18 protein-coding genes are annotated in these 21,169 nt (G+C 48.9%); 9 read left to right on the top strand and 9 right to left on the bottom strand.

Annotated elements, in window-relative coordinates:
• Positions 1–97 precede the first annotated feature (97 nt).
• The 6 genes from QUA42_RS15485 to QUA42_RS15460 all read left to right on the top strand — a co-directional run bounded on the left by QUA42_RS15485 (position 98) and on the right by QUA42_RS15460 (position 5,271).
• Positions 98–430 (top strand): DUF6825 family protein, encoded by a 333-nt coding sequence (locus tag QUA42_RS15485; protein ID WP_190660406.1) that lies wholly within the window; start codon positions 98–100, stop codon positions 428–430.
• Positions 431–542: 112 nt separating this feature from the next.
• Positions 543–2,309, top strand: coding sequence for an AarF/ABC1/UbiB kinase family protein (locus QUA42_RS15480; RefSeq protein WP_333138046.1), 1,767 nt, complete (start codon positions 543–545; stop codon positions 2,307–2,309).
• Positions 2,310–2,550: 241 nt separating this feature from the next.
• Complete coding sequence (locus QUA42_RS15475; RefSeq protein WP_333138045.1) at positions 2,551–2,706, top strand: hypothetical protein; 156 nt, start codon at positions 2,551–2,553, stop codon at positions 2,704–2,706.
• 17 nt (positions 2,707–2,723) lie between these two features.
• A complete protein-coding gene (locus QUA42_RS15470) occupies positions 2,724–3,455 on the top strand; it encodes a PP2C family serine/threonine-protein phosphatase (RefSeq protein WP_333085120.1) in 732 nt (243 codons plus the stop codon).
• An 83-nt stretch (positions 3,456–3,538) separates the two neighbouring features.
• Positions 3,539–4,741 carry an anhydro-N-acetylmuramic acid kinase gene (locus QUA42_RS15465; protein WP_333138044.1) on the top strand — a complete coding sequence of 401 codons (1,203 nt, stop codon included), beginning with the start codon at positions 3,539–3,541 and terminating at the stop codon, positions 4,739–4,741.
• Positions 4,742–4,821: 80 nt separating this feature from the next.
• Positions 4,822–5,271, top strand: coding sequence for a hypothetical protein (locus tag QUA42_RS15460; RefSeq protein ID WP_242722026.1), 450 nt, complete (start codon positions 4,822–4,824; stop codon positions 5,269–5,271).
• A gap of 434 nt (positions 5,272–5,705) precedes the next feature.
• Here the strand turns inward: QUA42_RS15460 and QUA42_RS15455 are convergent, their stop codons facing one another.
• From QUA42_RS15455 to grpE, 8 genes are all read right to left on the bottom strand, one after another.
• Positions 5,706–5,903: an NblA/ycf18 family protein gene (locus tag QUA42_RS15455; protein WP_006635253.1), complete on the bottom strand. Its 198-nt coding sequence runs from the start codon at positions 5,901–5,903 to the stop codon at positions 5,706–5,708.
• 664 nt (positions 5,904–6,567) lie between these two features.
• A complete protein-coding gene (locus tag QUA42_RS15450; protein ID WP_333138043.1) occupies positions 6,568–7,296 on the bottom strand; it encodes a biopolymer transporter ExbD in 729 nt (242 codons plus the stop codon).
• Positions 7,297–7,311: 15 nt separating this feature from the next.
• Positions 7,312–8,097, bottom strand: a complete 786-nt coding sequence (locus QUA42_RS15445) for a MotA/TolQ/ExbB proton channel family protein (protein ID WP_333138042.1) — start codon at positions 8,095–8,097, stop codon at positions 7,312–7,314.
• 241 nt (positions 8,098–8,338) lie between these two features.
• Complete coding sequence (gene rsgA, locus QUA42_RS15440) at positions 8,339–9,589, bottom strand: ribosome small subunit-dependent GTPase A (RefSeq protein WP_333138041.1); 1,251 nt, start codon at positions 9,587–9,589, stop codon at positions 8,339–8,341.
• Complete coding sequence (locus QUA42_RS15435; RefSeq protein WP_333138040.1) at positions 9,586–9,876, bottom strand: sulfurtransferase TusA family protein; 291 nt, start codon at positions 9,874–9,876, stop codon at positions 9,586–9,588. The genes rsgA and QUA42_RS15435 overlap by 4 nt, the downstream gene beginning before the upstream one ends.
• Before the next feature lie 288 nt (positions 9,877–10,164).
• The gene (gene dnaJ / locus QUA42_RS15430; RefSeq protein WP_333069164.1) at positions 10,165–11,292 is read right to left on the bottom strand and encodes a molecular chaperone DnaJ; all 1,128 of its coding nucleotides are present in this window, start codon (positions 11,290–11,292) and stop codon (positions 10,165–10,167) included.
• Between the two features lie 132 nt (positions 11,293–11,424).
• Positions 11,425–13,578 carry a molecular chaperone DnaK gene (gene dnaK, locus QUA42_RS15425; protein ID WP_333138039.1) on the bottom strand — a complete coding sequence of 718 codons (2,154 nt, stop codon included), beginning with the start codon at positions 13,576–13,578 and terminating at the stop codon, positions 11,425–11,427.
• A gap of 293 nt (positions 13,579–13,871) precedes the next feature.
• Positions 13,872–14,666: a nucleotide exchange factor GrpE gene (gene grpE / locus QUA42_RS15420; RefSeq protein WP_333138038.1), complete on the bottom strand. Its 795-nt coding sequence runs from the start codon at positions 14,664–14,666 to the stop codon at positions 13,872–13,874.
• Positions 14,667–15,958: 1,292 nt separating this feature from the next.
• Here grpE and QUA42_RS15415 point away from each other — a divergent pair.
• From QUA42_RS15415 to QUA42_RS15405, 3 genes are all read left to right on the top strand, one after another.
• Positions 15,959–17,965: a GspE/PulE family protein gene (locus QUA42_RS15415; protein ID WP_333138037.1), complete on the top strand. Its 2,007-nt coding sequence runs from the start codon at positions 15,959–15,961 to the stop codon at positions 17,963–17,965.
• Between the two features lie 89 nt (positions 17,966–18,054).
• Positions 18,055–19,152, top strand: coding sequence for a type IV pilus twitching motility protein PilT (locus QUA42_RS15410; RefSeq protein WP_333138036.1), 1,098 nt, complete (start codon positions 18,055–18,057; stop codon positions 19,150–19,152).
• A 94-nt stretch (positions 19,153–19,246) separates the two neighbouring features.
• Positions 19,247–20,374 (top strand): type II secretion system F family protein, encoded by a 1,128-nt coding sequence (locus QUA42_RS15405; RefSeq protein WP_333138035.1) that lies wholly within the window; start codon positions 19,247–19,249, stop codon positions 20,372–20,374.
• Between the two features lie 605 nt (positions 20,375–20,979).
• Here the strand turns inward: QUA42_RS15405 and QUA42_RS15400 are convergent.
• Positions 20,980–21,169 (bottom strand): hypothetical protein (locus QUA42_RS15400; protein WP_333138034.1); only part of this gene is annotated, 190 nt, incomplete at its 5' end.

The raw sequence follows: 21,169 nt of genomic DNA, 5'->3' as shown, positions 1-21,169 counted from the left end.
GGGAGTGTCAATTCCCCCAAACTTCCTTCCTTTGGGAGCAAGCATCATTGGGGACAAGCAAGTTATAATTTGTTGCGGAAGCGCACAGAGATTTTTTATGAGTAAACCCCCAGTTCATGCTTTTTTTGTAGGCAGAGCACTTGCCGAAGCACTGTACGAGCAATTAGAAAGCGCAGCAACCAACGCTTTCTCTGAACTCGGCAAATTTGACGCAGAACAAAGAGAACGCCTGCGGCAGTTCACCGATCGAGTTGTGGAACGGGCAAATCGAGCTTCGGATGAGGCGATGCAGACCCGAACTGGCACTGCAAGCACCACCACCATTCAAGACATCCATCCGGCAGATTTGCAGGCGACGATTGACGAGCTGCGCGCCGAAGTGGCTCTGGTGCGATCGGAATTGCAGCGCTACCGCAGCAGTTTGCCCTAGCGCTCAATTTCGATCACAACTATTATTTACTACGTGAGCGCATTGCTTTGCGCTCCTGCGCTCCTACTTTCAATCAAAGCAACAACATAAAATAAGCAATTTGGGAACCCAAGTGTCTGCTCTCCTTGATGACTCTGTTAATCGCCAGCGCTCCCCCAAGCACACTGGCGAAGCCGATGAGCCAAAAACTGCTAGTAAATCCTACAAAAGTAAAGCTTATCGCTGGAACCGCGAAAAATATTCCCGGAAGCGGCGCTTCTTCGACATTTGGGCCTTTGTCTTGCTCTGGCTGGCTTCCCTCTGGCTCGACAGCAAAAATTGGAGCTATTGGGGAGGCGTGACTGAAGAAAAGAAAGTTGCCAGACGCCGCTTTCAAGCTATCTGGGTTCGAGAAACACTCTTGGATTTGGGGCCAACTTTCATTAAAGTTGGGCAGTTATTTTCCACCCGCGCCGACTTGTTCCCAGCAGAGTTTGTCGAGGAACTTTCTAAGCTGCAAGATAAAGTCCCTGCTTTCAGCTACGAGCAGTTAGAGGTAATTGTTGAGCAAGATTTGGGCAAGACAGTTCAAGAACTATACCGCAGCTTTGACCCAGTACCCCTGGCTGCTGCAAGTCTGGGTCAGGTACACAAAGCTCAACTCCATTCGGGCCCGGAAGTAGTGGTCAAGGTACAGCGACCGGGACTGCGGAAGCTGTTCGAGATCGATTTGCAAATTCTTAAGGGAATTGCCCGCTACTTTCAAAACCATCCTAAGTGGGGCCGCGGCCGAGATTGGATGGGGATTTATGAGGAATGCTGTCGCATTCTGTGGCTGGAAATTGACTATCTCCATGAAGGCCGCAATGCTGATACTTTTCGCCGCAATTTTAGCAACTGTGACTGGGTGCGGGTGCCGAGGGTTTATTGGCGGTATGCGGCTCCGCGAGTGCTGACTTTGGAATATCTGCCCGGGATTAAAATCAGCCACTACGAAGCTTTGGAAGCGGCAGGTATCGATCGTAAATTAATCGCTCAGTTGGGCGCAAAAGCTTATTTGCGCCAGTTGCTCAACGACGGCTTTTTCCACGCTGACCCACACCCCGGCAACATTGCTGTTAGTGCTGACGGTTGTCTGATTTTCTACGATTTTGGCATGATGGGGCAAATCCAGTCGAACGTCCGCGAAGGACTGATGGAGACGCTCTACGGCATTGCTTCCAAGGATGGACAGCGGATTATGGATTCTCTGATCAATTTGGGAGCTTTGGTGCCTACGGGTGATATGAGTCCGGTGCGCCGCAGCATCCAGTATATGCTGGACAACTTCATGGACAAGCCTTTTGAAAATCAGTCTGTGAGCGCGATTACGGACGACCTTTACGATATTGCCTACAACCAACCTTTTCGCTTCCCAGCTACTTTTACTTTTGTAATGCGAGCTTTTTCCACCATCGAAGGGGTGGGCCGAGGTTTAGATCCCGAGTTCAACTTTATGGAGGTGGCACAACCTTTTGCCATGCAGCTTATGACTAATGGAAATGGCCATGATACAAGTAGCAGCATTTTTAACGAAATCGGCCGTCAGGCGGCTCAGGTGAGTTCGAGTGCTTTGGGTTTGCCCCGCCGGATTGAGGAGACTATTGATAAACTCGAACAGGGAGATTTGCGGATTCGCGTCCGTTCAGCAGAAACAGAGCGCTTGCTTCGCCGCATGAGTAGCGCTCAAATGGGCACGAATTATGCTTTGCTGATGAGTGCTTTTACTTTGTCGGCGACAATTTTGTTTGTCAGCAATCAAGTCTGGCCGGCAGTCGCTGTGGCCGTGCTGGCGGCGGGTGCAGGGTTTGCTATGCTGCGTTTGTTCAAGCGGATCGATCGTTTAGACAGGATGTCATAATTGTGCAATTTGGGATTTGAAATTTCAGGTTTGAGATTTCTCGCCAGCCAAAATTTGACATCGAATGTTAAGTTTTGGCTGGCTGACCACAGATTGCTGAAATTTACAACATTTACGCCCTTTGAGGCTAAAAACCCAGTTGGTGCCTAGATTTGTGGCCAGCGAAACCTCTAATTTTGGGTAGAAATCGAGTTTTTTTTGCAGGTGCTGCTTAATTTACTGGATTTACCAAAATTTTAAGATGGGATTACCATCATACGATCTACAATATGAGGTCAAGGAAGTGCAATTTTTCCAAAACTCGCGATCGCGGGCAGCAGAATTTCAAGTTTGTTCGGGATTTAAGTTTTGGAATAAAAAATCGCACCCCATTAAATCAAGCTTTCAAGTTCGATGAGTCCAATCACCCAATCTATGAAACGCTCTTTCGCAGGTAAGACAGACACAGGGCTAGTTCGTTCCGTAAATCAGGATTCGTACTACATAGACTCTGACGGGCGATTTTTCATAGTGGCCGATGGAATGGGAGGACACGCCGGAGGTCAAGAAGCCAGCCGGATTGCGACTCAGGCGATTCAATCTTATTTGCTCGAACATTGGGAAGGGCCAGAGGATTCTCCGCTGTTGTTGGAAAAGGCTTTTTTAATTGCCAATCAAGCAATTTTGACGGATCAGCTCGACCACCCGGAACGTGCTGATATGGGTACTACGGCTGTGGTTCTAATGTTTAGGGATGAGGGCCGACCCTGGTGCGCTAATATCGGGGACTCTCGTTTGTACCGACTGCACGGCTCTCGCTTGGAACAGATTACTGAAGACCAGACTTGGGTGGCTCAGGCTGTCAAAAGAAAGGCTCTAACTCCAGACCAGGCTCGCACTCATCCTTGGCGTCACGTTTTGTCCCAGTGTTTGGGTCGCGATGATTTGCGGGAAATTGATATTTTGCCGGTGGACGTGCAGCCTGGGGATCGCTTGCTGCTCTGCAGCGATGGCTTGACTGAAGAACTTTCTGATCCTTTGATTGCTTCGCCTCTGAAGTCGATTCGCGCCTGCGAGGGCGCTGCAAATGCTTTAATTCAAGCAGCTAAGGAGAAAGGGGGACGCGATAATATTACTGTGGTGATTGTGACGATCGACCTCAAATAATATTCGATCGCCCGATCCCACCCTACCCTCTAACATCGAAAAATTGAACAATCTAAAATCTAAAATCTAAAATCTAAAATTGAATGACCCGTGTTATCGGTTTGATCAGCGGCACGTCGGTGGATGGCATTGATGCTGCTTTGGTGGATGTGGTCGGTTCCCAAACAGACTTGAAAGTGCAATTGGTGGGTGGCAAGACTTTCCCTTATCCTGCTAATTTGCGATCGCAAATTCTCTCGGTTTGCAGTGGTTCAGCTTTGTCAATGGCTGAACTAGCCCAATTAGATGATGCGATTGCCCAAGAATTTGCTACGGCGGCATTGACAATTCAAGCAGAATATGATAGAGCCGAATTAATAGGCTCTCACGGTCAAACCGTCTACCACCGACCTGCTGGGAAAGCCCCCAAAGACAGCGCCGGTGCGTTAATGGGCTACAGTTTGCAACTCGGGCGGGGCGCGCTAATTGCGGAATTGACAGGAATTACTACTGTGAGTAACTTTCGATCGGCAGACATTGCTGCTGGGGGTCAAGGAGCACCCTTAGTGTCAATAGTTGATGCCTGCCTGCTGGCGGAACCCAACATCAGCCTCTGTATCCAAAATCTGGGGGGAATTGGCAATGTTACCTATCTGCCGGCAAGAGGAAAAGGGGAAAACAATGACGAGTCTGAGATTTTCAGTCTTGGGGAGGGCATATCGGGCTGGGATACAGGCCCGGCGAATTCCCTGTTAGATTTGGCAGTACAGCACTTCTCAGGCGGCACTAAGACGATCGACGAAGGTGGAGCTTGGGCGGCATCGGGTACTCCCTCTCAAGCTTTAGTCGAGCATTGGCTCGAATCAGAGTTCTTCCGCCAAGCACCGCCGAAATCAACGGGGCGAGAGCTATTTGGTGTAGACTATTTTGACAGGTGTTTGGTCGAGGCCCAAGGTTACAACCTCAGTCCTGCTGACGTGCTGGCGACTCTGACAGAACTGACTGTTGCCTCGATCGTTCACAGTTACCAAACATTTTTACCGGCTATGCCCGATCGAGTTTTACTATGCGGGGGTGGCAGCCACAATCTCTACTTAAAACGCCGATTGCAATCTCAATTGCATCCAGTGCAAGTGTTGACTACTTCTGAGGCAGGCTTGAATGTAGATTTTAAAGAGGCGATCGCTTTCGCGGTTTTAGCCGCATGGCGGGTTCGGGGCATCCCCGGCAATCTGCCTCAAGTTACTGGTGCCCGGACACCGGTACTTTTAGGAGAAATTAACTCTTGTTGGCACAGTTTGGCGTGATAGCATAGAGTCTGAGGGACAACGGCTGTGCGTTGTTGCACCAGCATTGTAGCCAGCAGGAAAAGCATAGGAACAGCACTGTGGCTCACACGTTTTTAATGGAATCTGGCCAATGGACGCTCGAAGGAAGCTGGATTGAGCGCAATGGCGTGCCAATTACGGTTAAAGGCAAAACTTTAGTGAGCTGGAACCGAACAGATTGGTTCAGTATGGTGACAAAGCTCGTATTTCCTGGAGGCGATCGCGAAGAGATTATTTTGCAGTACCGAGGACACCTCAACAGCGATGAACGGCAGTATACTTTTGTACTCCAACACAGCGAACTCGCCCGCGTCGAGGGCGAAGGTTGGATTGCTCCCCAGTCGATCGTCCAGCGTTATTGGGTATTGGGAGACGAACGCCAGCGCCGGACGGGTTTTGATACCCTTCACCGGGTTGATGACAACCGCTACTACCAATCTAGCGGCATCATGTCTGGTCATTACTTGACGAGTACAATGGAAGCAACTCTCGAACGTCAGGGGGAATAACTCTTTCTCGAGTCCAGATTTGCGAGTTCTAGGGTTTGATGTGAAAATTGAAGGTTTTGCTAGTCGGAGGTCGCGCTCAGATGTCCGACTAGCGCCATTGTTGTCAAACCTCATCCGCTGCAAATAAACACAAATATATTTAATTTGTTAAAAATTTTAAGTGGTTAAAAAATTAACACTTACTATTAATAGTTATCCAATTTTCGAGCCGAGGCGCGATAAATTATCTTTGCGCTCTCCGGTGGTGTCGATCGACAAACTGCTTAGCTCGATTTCGCAATTCGAGTGAAATCCACAAAGAAATTGTCAAATTTTCCTCAAGTCTCTATACAAGTCTTCTAGCTTCTGCCTTCGAGTGACGCCCCATCACCCCCAACTCCTTTCCGCTTGAGGGAAGAGAGTAAGAGACGGAGGTCGCCGACTGCGACTCTTGGTTACTCAACGCCTGGGTTAGGTTCTAAACCCCAGTGGTGTTTCAGAAAATGGCGGTACATGGTTTCTCGTAGCATCATTTGCTCGTAAAGCTTGACCAAAAACTCCTGAGCTTGTTCGCGGCTCATGTCACTTACCTGTGTTTTGAAGGAACACAGGCTAAATTGCTGTTCCAAAGACAATTCTGCAGGTTGGCTCATGACTTTGACTCCTCTGTAAGTAAAGGTGACTTAAAAGTGAACACCTGGATTAACCAGATTTGTAAGTTGTTTCAGCGATCTACGGTTGGTTTCGGGATGCCCGATGGCCCATATCGCTTTAGTATATATTACAAAAGGTAACAATCATTTGACAAAATTACCCTCTGTCCTAAGAAATAACTTACTTAGGGATAGAGATGGGGAGATGTCTGCAAAAGTTCCTTCCGCAGGCATATACAAGTGTATCTACTTGTCAAGAGAAAAAAGGCTCAGTACGAACCAAAAGAATTGAAGCCGTTTATACCAAATCCGGCGGAGATTCTCTGCGCGAGGGGGAGAGCGGAAGAGCGGGAGAGGGGGAGATGAGGAGAGGGGGAGAGCGGGAGATGAGGAAATGAGGGAGGAGATGAGGAGAGGGGGAGAGGCCCAGAGCTGAAGATGGGGAGAGGGGGAGAGGCCCAGAGCTGAAGATGGGGAGAGGGGGAGAGGCCCAGAGCTGAAGATGGGGAGATGAGGAGATCAGGAGAGGGGGAGAGGCCCAGATTGGAAGATGAGGAGAGGCCCAGAGCGGAAGATGGGGAGAGGGGCAGATGGGGAGAGTCGGAGAATTTGTCTGTTCTCCCTTCTCCCTTCTCCCTTCTTCCTTCTTCCTTCTTCCTTCTGACTAATTCGATGGCCCGCCATCCTGGGGTGGAGTGACCGCTCCGGGTCTGAAATTGGGAGCCGCGGGTGCAGGCGAAACAGGAGGAATGCCCTGATTTGCCCCAAAGTTGCTAGGCTGCTGTGGAGTCGGGAGAGGAGATTGAAACTGATTGGGATTGAACTGCTGCTGCCCGGGAGCCGGGAGAGGGGATTGAAACTGATTGGGGTTGAACTGTTGCTGCCCCGGAGGCACAGGAGACTGCAGAGGTTGACCGGAATTGCCGATCGGAGGTGCCGCAGGAATGCCCGAATTGGGAAGCGAGGTATTGGGCAATGGGGAGGGAGCCGAACTAGGAAGAGTTGCCAGGGCAACTCTATCGCCCCCTACCTCTCTCAATTTGTCTAAAACCTCGACAACTTTGGCATATCTAGCATTTTGAGGAGCGTACAGCACCATCAACCCCGTAGGATTTTGGCTTTGGAAACTCTTTAAAACTCGATCAAGCTGTTGGTAATTAACAGGCAATTGATCAATATAAGTTTGACCGAAATCGTCAATGCTGACAATCAGCATCTCTCGCATCTGCGTTTGTCCTGTCTTCGCTTTAGGCAAATCGACATTAATGGCTTGCTGGCGAGTCAGTTGCAGAGCCGCCAGCAGAAAAAACGTCAGAATACAAAAGATCACGTCAATTAAAGGCACCAGTTCTATCCGAGCCTCTTCAGCAGGAGTATCTAGATTAATCTTCATCCGTTCTCCTTGGTTCTAATTATTAGAAGGTGAATCTTCTGCCGGATCGGAACCTTTCAATTTCGGCTCCCGATTCCGTTCTCCCGATTCTTGAGAATTGAGAGAACGCCTGTTCAAACCATCTGCACCAAAAGAAGAATTGCTGTATTCTGCACCGGGCAATCGACCCTTAGCATTAGCTGCAGGCCAGTATTGCCTGTACAGCAATTCCAGTTCGTTTCCAGCTTTGCGAAATATTTTTGCCTGGTTGAACAAAAAAGCTTGAAATATCCGATAAAACGCCAAGGTAAAAATTGCTACTACCATCCCAGATGCAGTAGTGATCAGCGCCTCGCCAATCCCCAAAGTTACGCCAGTTGTTGCCGCTGTGCCGATGTCGCCCAGACGGATGGAACTGAGCGAGTTAATCAAGCCCAGAACTGTTCCCAGCAAGCCCAGCAAAGGGGCTAGAGCGATCGTAGCTTCTAAGATTTTGTCACCGCGACGCATCGAAGCCAACTCTTCATCGGCTGCAGCTTCCAGTGCGAGTCGAAATAAATCTGGTTCGGGATTGTAGAGCCGCAGGGGTGCAGAAAGAAATCGCCCGATCGGCTGTCGGTTAGCTTGTCTGGCAATCTCGTTAGCCGCCCCCCAATCGCTGCGAGCCGCTTCCAGAATGCGGTTAACTATCTGCTTTTCTTTGCTCAGGAGGCTCGCCCAAAACCACAAGCGCTCGATAATTGTACTCAAAGATAAAATCGATAACAGCAACAGGGGCCACATGGCGGGGCCGCCTTTTTGAAACAGTTCTTGAATATTCACAATATTTTTGCTCCTGCAGTACCCGCTAACTTTTGCTTCTGTTCTACTTTTTTTAACAAATCTAAGGCCATTTAATTTTAGCTATTAATGTACTCAGGACTTACGCACTCGCGACTAAATAACGCCGGTTTTGCGAGGGGGGCATCGGGGTGCAACGAAGTATTTTCGTCGAGGAAACCCGGTTTCTGGGTAAGTCTTGGTACTGTTTTCTAGTGCCTACTGGCGATGGGCGGCGACTTCCTCACAATTCCTCTAAGTCTTGACACATATCTTGGAGTGACTGGTGTTGAAGGCGGCGGGAAGAGCGGCGATATTTTTTAGTTTGCAGCTTCGGTTCGTAATGCTGCGTACCATCCGACTTGGTTTGCTGCTTCAAACTCGATTCGGCGCTGCTGGAGTTGTGCAGAGCTTGTTGGCGGACGATCGCCTCTTCGAGAAACTGCAAGTAATACTCATAGCGCTCCCAACCTCCCCGCACCACACAGTTAGGCTCGTCTCGGTGCGAACAGTCGCTAAACTGGCAGCTACCCAAAGCCAGCCTCTGGCGCGCTTCTGGGAAATATGCAGCTAACTCGGACGGAGCGCATTCGAGAGCCGGCTGATTAAAGCCCGGAGTATCGGCCAAAAGTCCGCCGCCGGGGAGTTCAAATAGTTCGACGTGGCGAGTCGTATGGCGCCCGCGGCCGAGTTTGCCGGAAACAGCGTTCACTCGTAGGTTCAGCGCCGGGATCAGTTGGTTGATCAAGCTGGACTTGCCAACCCCAGAAGGGCCACAAATTACCGTTATTTTTCCTTGCAGGTGGTCTAGAAGCAAGTTCGGCAACGGGTTATGTACGGGGTTTAACGGATGTAACGGCTTGACAGAATTTTGAACTTGGGGTTTGTCCTCATAACTCATCAGAGATGGCTCTATTTCTTCCACTAAGTCATGGAAACAGGGTTCCGATTCAGAAACTTCATTTTGATCATTAGCGGGGGCTTCCTGAACTCCTGCACCGCTGCGGACGCTAATAAACATTGGTTCGTAGCCCCAGCCTGAAAGTCGATCGCGCCACTGTTCCAACTCTTGGGGCGTGACCAAATCGCATTTGTTCAGGCACAAACTCACCTCTAAACCTGTAGATTCGGCCTTGACTAAAAACCGAGTTAATGATGCGGGATCTAAGTCGGGTTCGGCGAGGGCAAAAACGAGGAGAATGCGATCGGCATTAGCTACAGGCGGGCGGTTGAGTTCTGTTTGGCGCGGGAAGACTTCAGAAATTGCACCCCGGCGGTCAGTCCAGTCCGGTTCGTCTACCACCACGCGATCGCCCACCATCACCTGTTGGCCAATTTTTTTCAGTCGAGTGCGACGAGTGCACAGGAGAATCGGAGAATCAGCGAGGGGAGCCTTTTTCCCGTCAATGGAGACTTCGGGATCTAACCTCACTTGGTAGAAGTTAGCCTGAACAGCAATTACAGTACCCACGATCAAGGGCGAATTCAGGCTCATCCTGCTTCCTTGTCTTCTGGGCGCTGCACTTTCATTGAAAAAAAGCCCGACTCCGGCTCATCCGCGACAAATTGCGTTTCCAGAATCTGGTAGCCTTCCATTTTGAGACTATCGGGCACTTGTTCGATCGGCTCTCCAGCGTCCAGCCACACCTCCAACACTGCTCCCGGTGCCATTTGCTCCAAGCGCAGTTTAGTGCGGACAAAATTCAGAGGACACGGGGTACCCCGCAGATCGATTTTGGCATCTGGGGATTTAGGACTTTCAATTTTCGATGTTGAATTCATAATGTTTTTGGCAATCTCAAATCCTGAAAGCCTTAGTTTTTTAAACAAGTTGCCTGGAAAAGGGAGAATCTCAAATTTTGTGTCCAATTGGACACAGATTATTATTTCGGGAAAAAGTGAGCGCAATTGCGCTCACTTTTTTGAGCGCTGCTGAAACCGAATGCCCAGGAAGCGTCCCACCTGAGATTTTTGTGAGCAATTGCACACAATTTTTTGACAGAGACTAAAACAAATGGCCGGGGAATTCTCAAATAGGAAAATTTGACACCCATGGGTGTCAAAAATTGCTTATTTCTGAAACAAATTGCCCAGAAATCCTTCCAAGCCGCCTTTACCAGTACGATCGCCCTTCAGCTTAGCAAGCTGCATCAGCAACTCCCGTTCCTCAGCCGTCACCTTAGTCGGAATGTCAATAGACACCGTAATCAAATGATCGCCACGACTAACCGGATTTCCTAAGCGAGGCACCCCTTTTTTCTCCAAAGTCAGAACAGTATTCGCCTGAGTTCCGCTAGGAATCAACAATTCCGTCGGCCCGTCTACGGTTTCCACTTCCAACCGGCACCCCAAAATTGCTTGCAAATAACTAATCTTAACTTCCGAGCTAACGTTAGTACCCTCGCGCTTAAATAGCGGGTCTTCATTTACGGCCAAAAACACGTAAAGATCCCCGGGCGGTCCGCCCAGTTTGCCGGCATCCCCTTCATTGGAAACGCGCAAGCGAGTACCGTTGTCAACCCCAGCCGGAATTGTGATTTTCAGCTTTTTCATCACTTCTTTCTGACCTCGGCCACCACAAGTTTCGCACTTATCCTCAATCACTTGCCCGGTGCCGTTGCAAGTGGGGCAAACTGAAACTTGAGTAAAGCTGCCGAAAGGAGTGCGGGTAGCGCGTCGGACTTGACCACTGCCGGTACAAGTCGAGCAAGTTTGGGGTCTGGTTCCCGGTTTGGCGCCAGTCCCGGTGCAAGTTTCGCAGGTTTCTAAATGCTTGATGCGGAGTTCTTTTTCGCCACCAAACACTGCTTCCCGAAAATCCAGTCGCAAATCCAGGCGCAAATCGTCTCCGCGCACCGGCCCGCTGCGCCTGCGACCTTGCTGTTGTTGGCCGACACCTCCCTGAAAACCTTGAAAGAAGCTTTCAAAAATATCGGCAAAGCTGTCACCGAAGTCTTGGAACCCAGGCGCGCCTGCCCCGCTGACCCCTGCTTCGCCGAAACGGTCGAAACGGGCGCGGGTTTCTGGTTCTGAGAGTACCTCGTAGGCGCGGTTAATTTCTTTAAACCGCTCCTCAGCACCGGATTCTTTGTTGACATCTGGATGGTACTTTCGAGCTAGGCGGCGGTAAGCACGCTTAATTTCTTCTTTGTCTGCGCTGCGAGAAACGCCTAATATTTCATAGTAATCACCGGCCATAGAGCTGCTTGCCTGGAGGTAAATAACAAAAAGTGTACGAAAAAGAAACGGGCGACCTTTCCTGAAATTACAGATTAAAAGTTAAAAATTCTCATTGTTAATTGTTAACTTTTAATTTTTAGCTTTTCAGTTTTAAAGGAAAGGATTCATATCATCAACTTCTGGTTCGGGAACCTTCTGTTTTTGTTTTGACTGTGGATTTGACTGTGGACTTGACTGTGGATTTGACTGTCGTTTTGACTGTCGTTCCGGCTTGGATTCCGCCTTTGATGCCGCCTTTGATTCCGGCTTTGGTTCCGGCTTTGGTTCCGGCTTTGGTTCCGGCTTTGGTTCCGGCGGAGCTTGGGGCGCCACCAGCAGCTCTTCTTCCAGCAAAATACTGTCGTCGTCCGCTTTAACCTCTTCTGGTTCTGATGATTCTACTTCTGACATCATCTCGCTTTCACCAACAGATCCTGACGGGGCTACCCCGCTGCGGGCTTGGTCGTAGACTGCTGTCCCCAGCGAGTATAGCAGTTGCTTGAAAGATTCGATTGCGGGCGTGAGTTCCTCGACTGTGATGTCGGGGTTAGTCATCGTTGCTCGCAAGGCTGCTGCGGCTGTTTCCGCTTCTGCCTTGAGCTCGTCGCTCAGCAGTTGGGCGTTGGTTTTTAAAGTTACACCACAATTATAGACGAGGGAGTCAGCTTGATTTTTGAGTTCGACGAGTAGAGCGCGCTTGATGTCCTCGTCGGCGTAAAGTTCGGCTTCTTGTCGCATCCGCTCGACTTCGGTTTCGCTCAATCCCCCTGTATTGGAAATTTGGATGCTTTGTTCTTTTCCGGTTCCCTTGTCTTCAGCAGCCACTTTGAGAATCCCGTTGGCATCGATTTCAAAGGTAACTTCGATTTGAGGTACGCCACGGGGAGCTGGGGGAATGCCTTTGAGCAGGAACTTGCCAAGACTTTTATTGTCTTTAACCAATGCCCGCTCGCCTTGGAGTACGTGAATTTCTACCGAGGTTTGCCCGTCGGCAGCCGTGCTGTACATTTGCGATCGACTGGTGGGAATAGTTGTATTGCGCTCGATTACTTTGGTGAATACCCCGCCCAAGGTTTCGAGTCCCAGGGAGAGCGGCGTCACATCGAGCAGCAGCAAGTCTTTGACTTCACCACCCAACACTCCGGCTTGAATTGCCGCGCCTACCGCTACAGCTTCGTCGGGATTGACGGATTTATCGGGAGAAACGCCCCCAAAATACTTGCTAATTGCCTTTTGAACTGCCGGAATCCGGGTTGAGCCTCCCACTAAAATAATCCTGTCTATGTCTTTGGGGGTCAAACTTGCGTCTTTGAGGGCTTGAGTCACCGGATCGATCGTCGCTTGCACCAAATGAGCCACCAGTTTTTCAAACTGAGCTTTGGAGAGTTCCATTTCCAAATGCTTCGGCCCTTTCTCGTCAGAGGAGATGAAGGGCAAATTGATTGAGGTGGATTCCCGGTTTGATAGTTCTATTTTTGCTTTTTCCGCAGCTTCTCGGAGCCGCTGCAAGGCCATTTTGTCTTGTGAAAGGTCACTGCCTTCTTGAGTGCGGAAAGCTTCTACCAGCCACTGGACTATGCAGTCGTCAAAGTCATCTCCTCCGAGATGGTTGTTACCAGAGGTAGCGTTGACTTCAAAAATTCCGTCTCCCAGTTGCAGGATCGAAACGTCGAAAGTACCGCCACCCAGGTCAAAGACCAAGATTTTCTGTTCTATATTTTGCTTGTCGAGCCCGTAGGAAAGGGCTGCCGCCGTCGGTTCGTTGACGATCCGCAGGACTTCTAGGCCCGCGATCGTACCAGCGTCTTTAGTAGCTTGCCGTTGGGCGTCTGTGAAGTAGGCTGGCACTGTAATCACGGCTTGTGTAACCGTTTGTCCCAAATAAGCTTCAGCATCTTGCTTGAGCTTTTGGAGTACCATTGCCGAGATTTCTTGGGGAGTGTGAACCTTGTTCCGAATTTGGACGTTAACGGTATCGTCTTTGCCTTTTATGCAGGTATAGGGAGTTCGGGCTCGTTCTTCTTCTGTGTCGTCCCACCGCCGTCCGATAAATCGTTTGATACTGTAGACAGTATTTACAGCATTAGTTACAGCTTGCCGCTTGGCCAATTGACCTACTAAGCGATCGCCCGCCTTGCCGAATCCTACTATACTCGGAGTTGTGCGGCCGCCCTCGGAATTGGCGATCACGACGGGTTTACCGCCCTCTAACACAGCTACGCAACTGTTAGTTGTGCCTAAGTCAATTCCAATAATTTTTCCCATAGCGCCTCATAAAACTTTGTGGGATGTTTGGAAACCTCCAACTACAAGTTGGGGGAGGAAAAACGACTCAGCTTGTTTAAACAAGCATTACCAGACTAGATTTGCAGGAAATAAACTTAATGTCCTAAGGCAATATCAAAGATTGGTAAAAACATTTTTCAGAATTTTTGGATAAAGCGCTGACCTGCTTTTAGTCATCTTTAATTAAGAAGTTGGTGAGTCTGCCACCTTGGAACCCCCGAATTCTATTCGGGGGTCAGCGACTTTGAGGAATGCAGTAGCTTGTATCCCGATTAACCTTCCGAACTATCGGGATTTTCATCTGAGGCTACCACAGATAGCCCAGCCGCTGCAACTTTCACTTTGGCGTGCCGCAAGACGCGATCACCCAGAATGTAGCCGCGTTCTAGTTCTTGGATAATTGTTCCTTCCTCGTGTTCGTCAGTTGGCTCGCTCAGCAGAGCTTCGTGGAGGTTGGGGTCAAACTGTTCACCTTCGGGGCGCATCGGAGAAACCCCGATTTGCTTGAGGCCGTCTACCATTTGCTTGTAAACGCTTTGGTAGCTTTTGTGAATGTTCATTTCGCCATCGGTTTGCGGCTTGATGTGCGATCGAGCGCGCTCGAAATTGTCAATTACCGGCAACAGGGGTTTGATCGTGAGACACCTTGCCTGTAAATCTAGCTCTTCTTTTTCCTTTTGGGTACGCCTGCGGAAGTTCTCAAAATCTGCTGCTAGGCGGAGATTTTGATTTTTCAGTTCTTCTAGTTGAGCGGATGCGGCTTGCAACTGAGTTTTTAAAGCCTCTTTTTCATCGTTTGCCTGGGCCAGTTCCTTCTTCCAAGGCTCCGCCGCGTCTGCAGTCGGACTGTTGGTTGAACTGCCGGTGACGGTAGGCCCCGATGCGTTTGCTGGGGTGCGATCGCCCTGAGCACTTTGATAAGCTCGAGCAAGTTCGAGCTCCCAATCCGCCGATTCGTTCGAGTTTCCTGGTGCCGCCGGATTTTCGCTTGCCATTGGCGAACCCTCTGGGGTGGTTTCCCCTGTTGAGTTAGGATCTTGATCTTGCTGTTTTTCCTCGTCAATCATAAAAGCTGCGCGACAGAACCCTATCAATTCTAGCAGATACAGTTAACCCGGTAAATCTAGAGGACTCGAATTTACTGTGTATGGCACAATGTGAAAAGAGGCAGTCTCGCCCGATCTGGAGACAGTGCTCAAAGCTTTCCATAAAATATTCAAAGGCCCGTTTAGATATTTACGTATAATATGGCAGCAATGGGGCAAACCCAACGTTTGTTGGTTCCTGATTTTTAATTAACGCGCTCGCATTTACAACAATTTTTATAAGTATATTTTCCGGTTAAGTCTACTACAAGATTTCCCATTTAGGAGGCTTGATGTTTCAAGGTTTACTTAAAAGGAGAGAAACTTAAAATTATCATCGGTCAGGGTGTTTTAGTCGCAAGCTGACACTGGCATTTTTTACCATTTGCTGAGTTTCCCAAGTCAGGAGAAAAAGGAATTTGTAGTGATTGAGTCAGTAGTTAGGTGTGTGCTTGTGTAACTCCGATAATAGGTTGTTAATCTTGATGCGAATTGGGTCTGTGGTTTTTCTGATTCGATACCGCCGAAGTCGCTTGAACTCTCGAATTTTGGCCAGTCAAATGATAGACATTACCTGGTGTGGCGGAGGTGCTCATCTGTAAATACGATTGATATCTAATTTGCCTCTTCCCACGATTTTTGAACCCTCAACCTTACGTCACAAAGGTTTGGACACCAGGGTATAATCAAAGTAATATTTACTGACCCAAAACTAGAGTTGCTCAAAATTTGCCCTGGGGGCTCATGCAGCCGACGATCAGGCACTGACCGATCGCAGATAATTAATCAAAATATATTTCAAAAGGGCGATCGAGGCTTTCGTAAAAGCTATCATCACAGAACATAGCTCATCTTTAATTTAGTACAGTTAACCGCGCCACCACGGGCGCTGTAATTTGAGCAAACAATTTGGGAAAATAGAATTAGCCTGGGAGGGGGACACACCCCGCCCCGCTTTTGTCTCCCGGTACGGGGAACCCCCAAGTGATGTGCCCTGACGCTATAACGAGAGTATCCCGCAAGTTAATCAGGTAAGTAAGCAACTTAGCACTCAAGGAACAAGATTTGATTGCAAGCACCGGCAAATCCCTCCAGCATCTCGTCAATTTGTGGACGAAGCTTAGAGGGGACTGCAAGCTTACACTTGAGAGATAGGGCTTGAGCAAGAAAATGATAGCTGATCCATAAGCAAAGAATACGGGGGTTAAAACCCCGCGTTGCTTTTCCTCTCAGCACTCTGTGTGACTGAGTTTCCCACCTATTGAGTGTTTTTTATGACTAGCACATCCCCGCTTCGCTCCACATCCATAGTTTCTGTGAGCCAATTTCCTCCGGCTCTCACAAAAATGATTCTGTCGGGTTACGTCAACGGCGAGCAAGTGAAGCAAGCTCAAATTGAAAGCCAGAAGTCGGGCAAGCGTTTGACGGAGGTATTAGAAGCACTTACCGGGCAGCCGTTACCCCCAGAATTGCTGCGACTTTACAAGAAGCAGCAGATGTTTGAACGGAAGATAGTCTACGGGGTTGAAGCATTTGACCCCGAGATGAGCGAAATGTCTAACGAGCAACTCGGAGTTATGCTCGATGCGTTGAAGATTTCGATCGACATTTGTCACCAAGGTCGGTTTTTACCCGTAGCGAAGACTGAAACTGAGCCTGCAGCGGTTTTAGTGGCAATGGTAGATCCCGACAACCTCAACGCCATAGAAGATTTGCGGCGGATTTTACAGCCTCACGGCTTGGCTTTGCAGCGACGGGTGATTACGCCAGACGACTATCAGGACATAACTTCTGCCTATCAAGACGAACAAGTTAAGAGGGAAGCTAAAAAAGCTGAAATCGAAAAGCAGAGAAAGATGGATTTAGGGGAGGGAGATTTTGGCGAGCTCTCGCTAGAAGAGGAGAGTAGCGACCAAGAAGACCTCGCTAACACATTGGACGATGCTGAGGCGGCTCCCGTAATTAAGGCGGTCAATATCATTTTGGCTAAAGCTTTGTCGGAAAAGGTGTCTGATATCCACGTAGAACCTCAAGAAGAGTTCATGCGGATTCGGATGCGGAAAGACGGGGTGCTGCAAGAGTATTTCCGGTTTCCCAAGCAGGTAGTGGCATCGATTACCGCTCGTTTCAAGATTATTGCCAACCTGGATATTGCCGAACGCCGACAAGCTCAAGACGGCCGCATCCGCCGGGTGTTTGAGGGACGCACGGTGGATTTCCGGGTGAACAGCTTGCCTTCGCGGTACGGCGAAAAAATCGTGCTGCGGATTTTGGACAGTTCCAGCACTCAGTTGGGTTTGGGTTTGTTAATCTCCGACGAAGAAACTCTGGCTTTAGTGCGAGAGAGTGCTAGCCGTCCGTTCGGACTGATTTTGGTGACGGGGCCGACGGGTTCGGGCAAGTCAACTACTCTGTACTCTATTCTGGCGGAACGGAACGATCCGGGGGTCAATATCAGTACGGCGGAAGACCCGATCGAATATGCTTTGCCAGGAATTACCCAATGTCAAGTAATTCGGGAAAAAGACTTGACTTTTTCCAACATTCTGCGGGCATTTTTGCGGCAAGACCCTGACGTGATGCTGGTGGGGGAAACGCGGGACAGGGAAACTGCCAAAACTGCTCTGGAAGCTGCTTTGACGGGACACTTGGTGCTGACGACGCTGCACACGAACGACGCGGCCGGGGCGGTCGCGCGTTTGGCCGAAATGGGCGTAGAACCGTTCATGGTTTCGGCCGCTCTGTTGGGCGTGTTGGCTCAGCGTCTGATGCGGCGCGTTTGCGACAAATGCTGCATTCCTTACCAGCCTACTGCCGCAGAACTCGGCAAGTACGGTCTATCCGCTTCTCAAGAAATTGATCTAACTGTTTACAAAGCCAACACCGTACCGGTGGAGGAAAGGAAGGAACTGGCAGAACGCGAGCAACTTTGTCGGAAGTGCGGCGGCCTAGGCTACAAAGGACGGGTAGGGGTTTATGAGTTCCTGAAAAATACTGAGCGGCTTCAAACTCTGATCACTCAAGGAGCTCCCACAGAGCAAATTAAGGAAGCAGCAGTAGAAGAAGGGATGAAAACGCTGTTGGCTTACAGCTTGCAATTGGTGCGGGAAGGCGCGACTACCTTTGAAGAAGTCGAGCGTGTGACGTTTACAGACTCTGGCCTGGAGGCTGAAATGAAAGCCAAACGCAAGCAGGGACTTACCTGCAAAACTTGTCAGGCGGAATTGAAGCCGGAGATGCTGGATTGTCCGTACTGCTTGACGCCACGCTTTTTGGATTGATTCAGCAGTTAACAGTTGACTATTAACTGTTGACTCTTAACTGAGCTAGATTGGTCAATAACTATCAATTCGATCGAGGAGAGGTATCTATGGGTCTGATGATTGAAGACGTACTGGAGTCCCTGGTAGAGCAAGGGGGTTCGGACATACACATCCAAGCGGGCGCGCCTATATTCTTCCGAGTCAGCGGTAAACTAACTCCTCAGACGCAATACGGCGACATTCTGTCTGCTGAGGAAGTGCAGATCCTAATTTTCCAAATGCTCAACAATATGCAGCGCAAGCAGTTGGAAATGGAGTGGGAACTTGACTGCGCTTACGGGGTTCGGGGATTGGCTCGGTTTCGCGTCAATGTCTACCGGGAACGGGGTGCTTGGGCGGCTTGTATGCGGGCTCTGGCTTCTAAGATTCCTAACGCAGATGCTTTAGGCGTGCCACAGATTTTGCGGGACCTGACGGAAAGACCCAGGGGTATGCTGTTGGTGACGGGACAAACGGGTTCCGGGAAAACTACTACGATGGCGGCTTTGTTGGATCTGATCAACCGGACGCGGGCGGAACACATTCTAACAGTTGAAGACCCGATCGAATATGTGTTCCCTAATATCAAGAGTTTGTTTCACCAGCGTCAAAAGGGCGAAGATACTAAGAGCTTTGCGAATGCGCTCAGAGCAGCTTTGCGCGAAGATCCTGATGTGATTCTTGTGGGGGAAATGCGGGACTTAGAAACGATCGGTCTGGCAATTTCGGCTGCCGAAACGGGTCACATGGTGATGGGAACGCTGCACACTAATTCGGCGGGTGCAACGATCGATCGGATTTTGGACGTGTTTCCGCCAATTCAACAACCCCAGGTTCGCGCCCAGGTGTCTAACTCTTTGGTGGGAATTTGCAGCCAAAACTTGGTTGTGAAAGTTGGGGGCGGCCGCTGCTGCGCTATGGAAATCATGGTAAATACTCCAGCTATGGCTAACTTGATCCGGGAGGGCAAAACTCCAATGATTTACTCCCAAATCCAAATGGGGGCGAAATTGGGCATGAGGACGATGGAAATGGCCCTCGCTGAACTTTACAAGAGCGGTAAAGTCACTTGGGAAGCGGCAATGGGCAAGGCTTCTAAGGCTGACGAACTCGAACGCTTGATCGGCCCGGCACCTGTTGGTGGCACCCCGGTAAAAGCTCATTAATTCCGTCAGCAGTCATTAGTCTGGAGTCCGTAGAAAGAACTGATGACTGATGACTGATGAGTCATAACTTTTAATAAATTTTCAGAGGTGAGCTGTGGCTACCAACGTTATCCGCGAAAAACCGAAAGGTGGCTTTGATTTCAGTAAGATTCAGGAGCAAATTGAGTATAACCTTACCAGTCTTACTGTTAAGGATATGGCTATTTTTGCTCGTCAGTTTGCGGCTATGTTTAATGCAGGGGTGGCGATCGTGAGATGCCTGTCCGTGCTGCACGAGCAGTGTTCTAATGCTAAGTTGAAGCGAGCGCTCAGGAGCATGAATGCTGACGTGCAGGAGGGGATAAACTTGGCAGAGGCGATGGCTAAATTTCCTGATGTTTTTGACCAACTGTTTATCAGTATGGTGGCGGCGGGAGAAGTCGGGGGGGTGCTAGATGAAACCCTAGACCGTCTGGCGCTGATGATGGAAAAAAATCACAAGACGGAGGCTGAAATTAATTCGGCAATGTCTTATCCGAAGACTGTGTTCTTTATTGCGATCGTGATTTTTTTCGCAATGACCATATTCTTGCTACCAACTTTCGCTAAGATTTTTAAGGATATTGGTGCAGATTTGCCAACTTTTACGCTGATTATGTTGGGAATTAGTGCATTTTGTACCGCTTGGCCTCCGATCCAACAGATAACAGTTATTGGGGTGATTATAGCGCTCAAAATTGCTTTCGATTTGTACTACAAAACTCCCATGGGTCACTTACAAATTGATAGAATTGCGATGAAGTTGCCGATTTTTGGAGATTTGATCGAAAAATCTGCTGTGGCTCGGTTTTGCGTGATATTTGGGTCGCTGACGCGATCGGGCGTGCCGATTCTCAATTCTTTGGAAATTGTGCGAGATGTGGCGGGGAATCAGGCGATATCTAATGCGATCGAATATGCGAGACAGGAAATTCAAAGCGGCGGCATGATCAGTATTGCTTTGCAAGAACAAGCTGTTTTTCCGTCTTTGGCTATCCAAATGATGGCAATTGGCGAGGAGACAGGGGAACTTGACAAGATGCTGATGAAAGTTGGCGCTTTCTACGAAACGGAAGTCGAAGAAGCAGTAAAAGGACTTACCAGTATGCTAGAACCTCTGATGATTGTTGTCGTCGGTGGTATCGTAGGTTCGATTTTGCTGTCGATGTATCTGCCGATGTTCGCAGTGTTCCAGAAGCTGTAAAAAAGAGCTAATTAGTTATTAGTTATTAGTTATTAGTTAGTAGCAATTAACGCCTAACCAATGACTATTTCAATCGTCCCCAGGCTCTGCCTGGGCAGACTTTTGGAGGAGGTACATCCTCGATTAAAAGGAGAAAACAATTTGGAGGCTCTGCCTCCAAATCTTCATTACCAGGGTCTTCCCATTGGTGACAACTTACGAAAATATCACGAAAGTCAAGTAGGATAGGCAGACAGATTTAACTGCTGCCTAATCCTGGCTTTCGGCTCCAGGGTAAACGCATCTTAATTTGAACCCAAAATATGCTACAGTTAAATCCGAATAAATTTCAAGGTAGTTATTATAGTTTAGGGGTGCTATCACGGGCAAAAGGTTTTACTCAAACTTTAGACACCAACCAAAACAAATAGATTCCTTGCCTCTGGTAAATATATATATTAAATGCCAGTTTTTTAGAAGATTTGACCAATTTGAACGACCCCACAATAGAAAGAATAAAAAAAGTTACTCAGAGATGTTACAGGGGAATCGCATCTTAATTAACGTAGAATGGTGAGGGAAATTTTTAAAACATTTGACAGCATCATTCAAGCGCAGATCCTAAACTAAGGAATGAAAATTGAGTGTGATGCTGATAGCCAGCTAAGCACGCTCGGTGGGGTTCCACCTAGTTGATTTATCTCCATCAGGTGTTCTTGCCTAGGGCGTGTTTTCAAACTATAGCAACCGCCAAGGCGGTTAGGATGCAAGGCGTAGGACATCTTCGATCGCATCACGTAAACAGTCAAACCGCTT

The sequence above is a fragment of the Microcoleus sp. Pol11C2 genome, assembly GCF_036701505.1.
GTDB lineage: Bacteria > Cyanobacteriota > Cyanobacteriia > Cyanobacteriales > Microcoleaceae > Microcoleus.
This window is presented reverse-complemented; position numbering and strand designations above follow the sequence as displayed.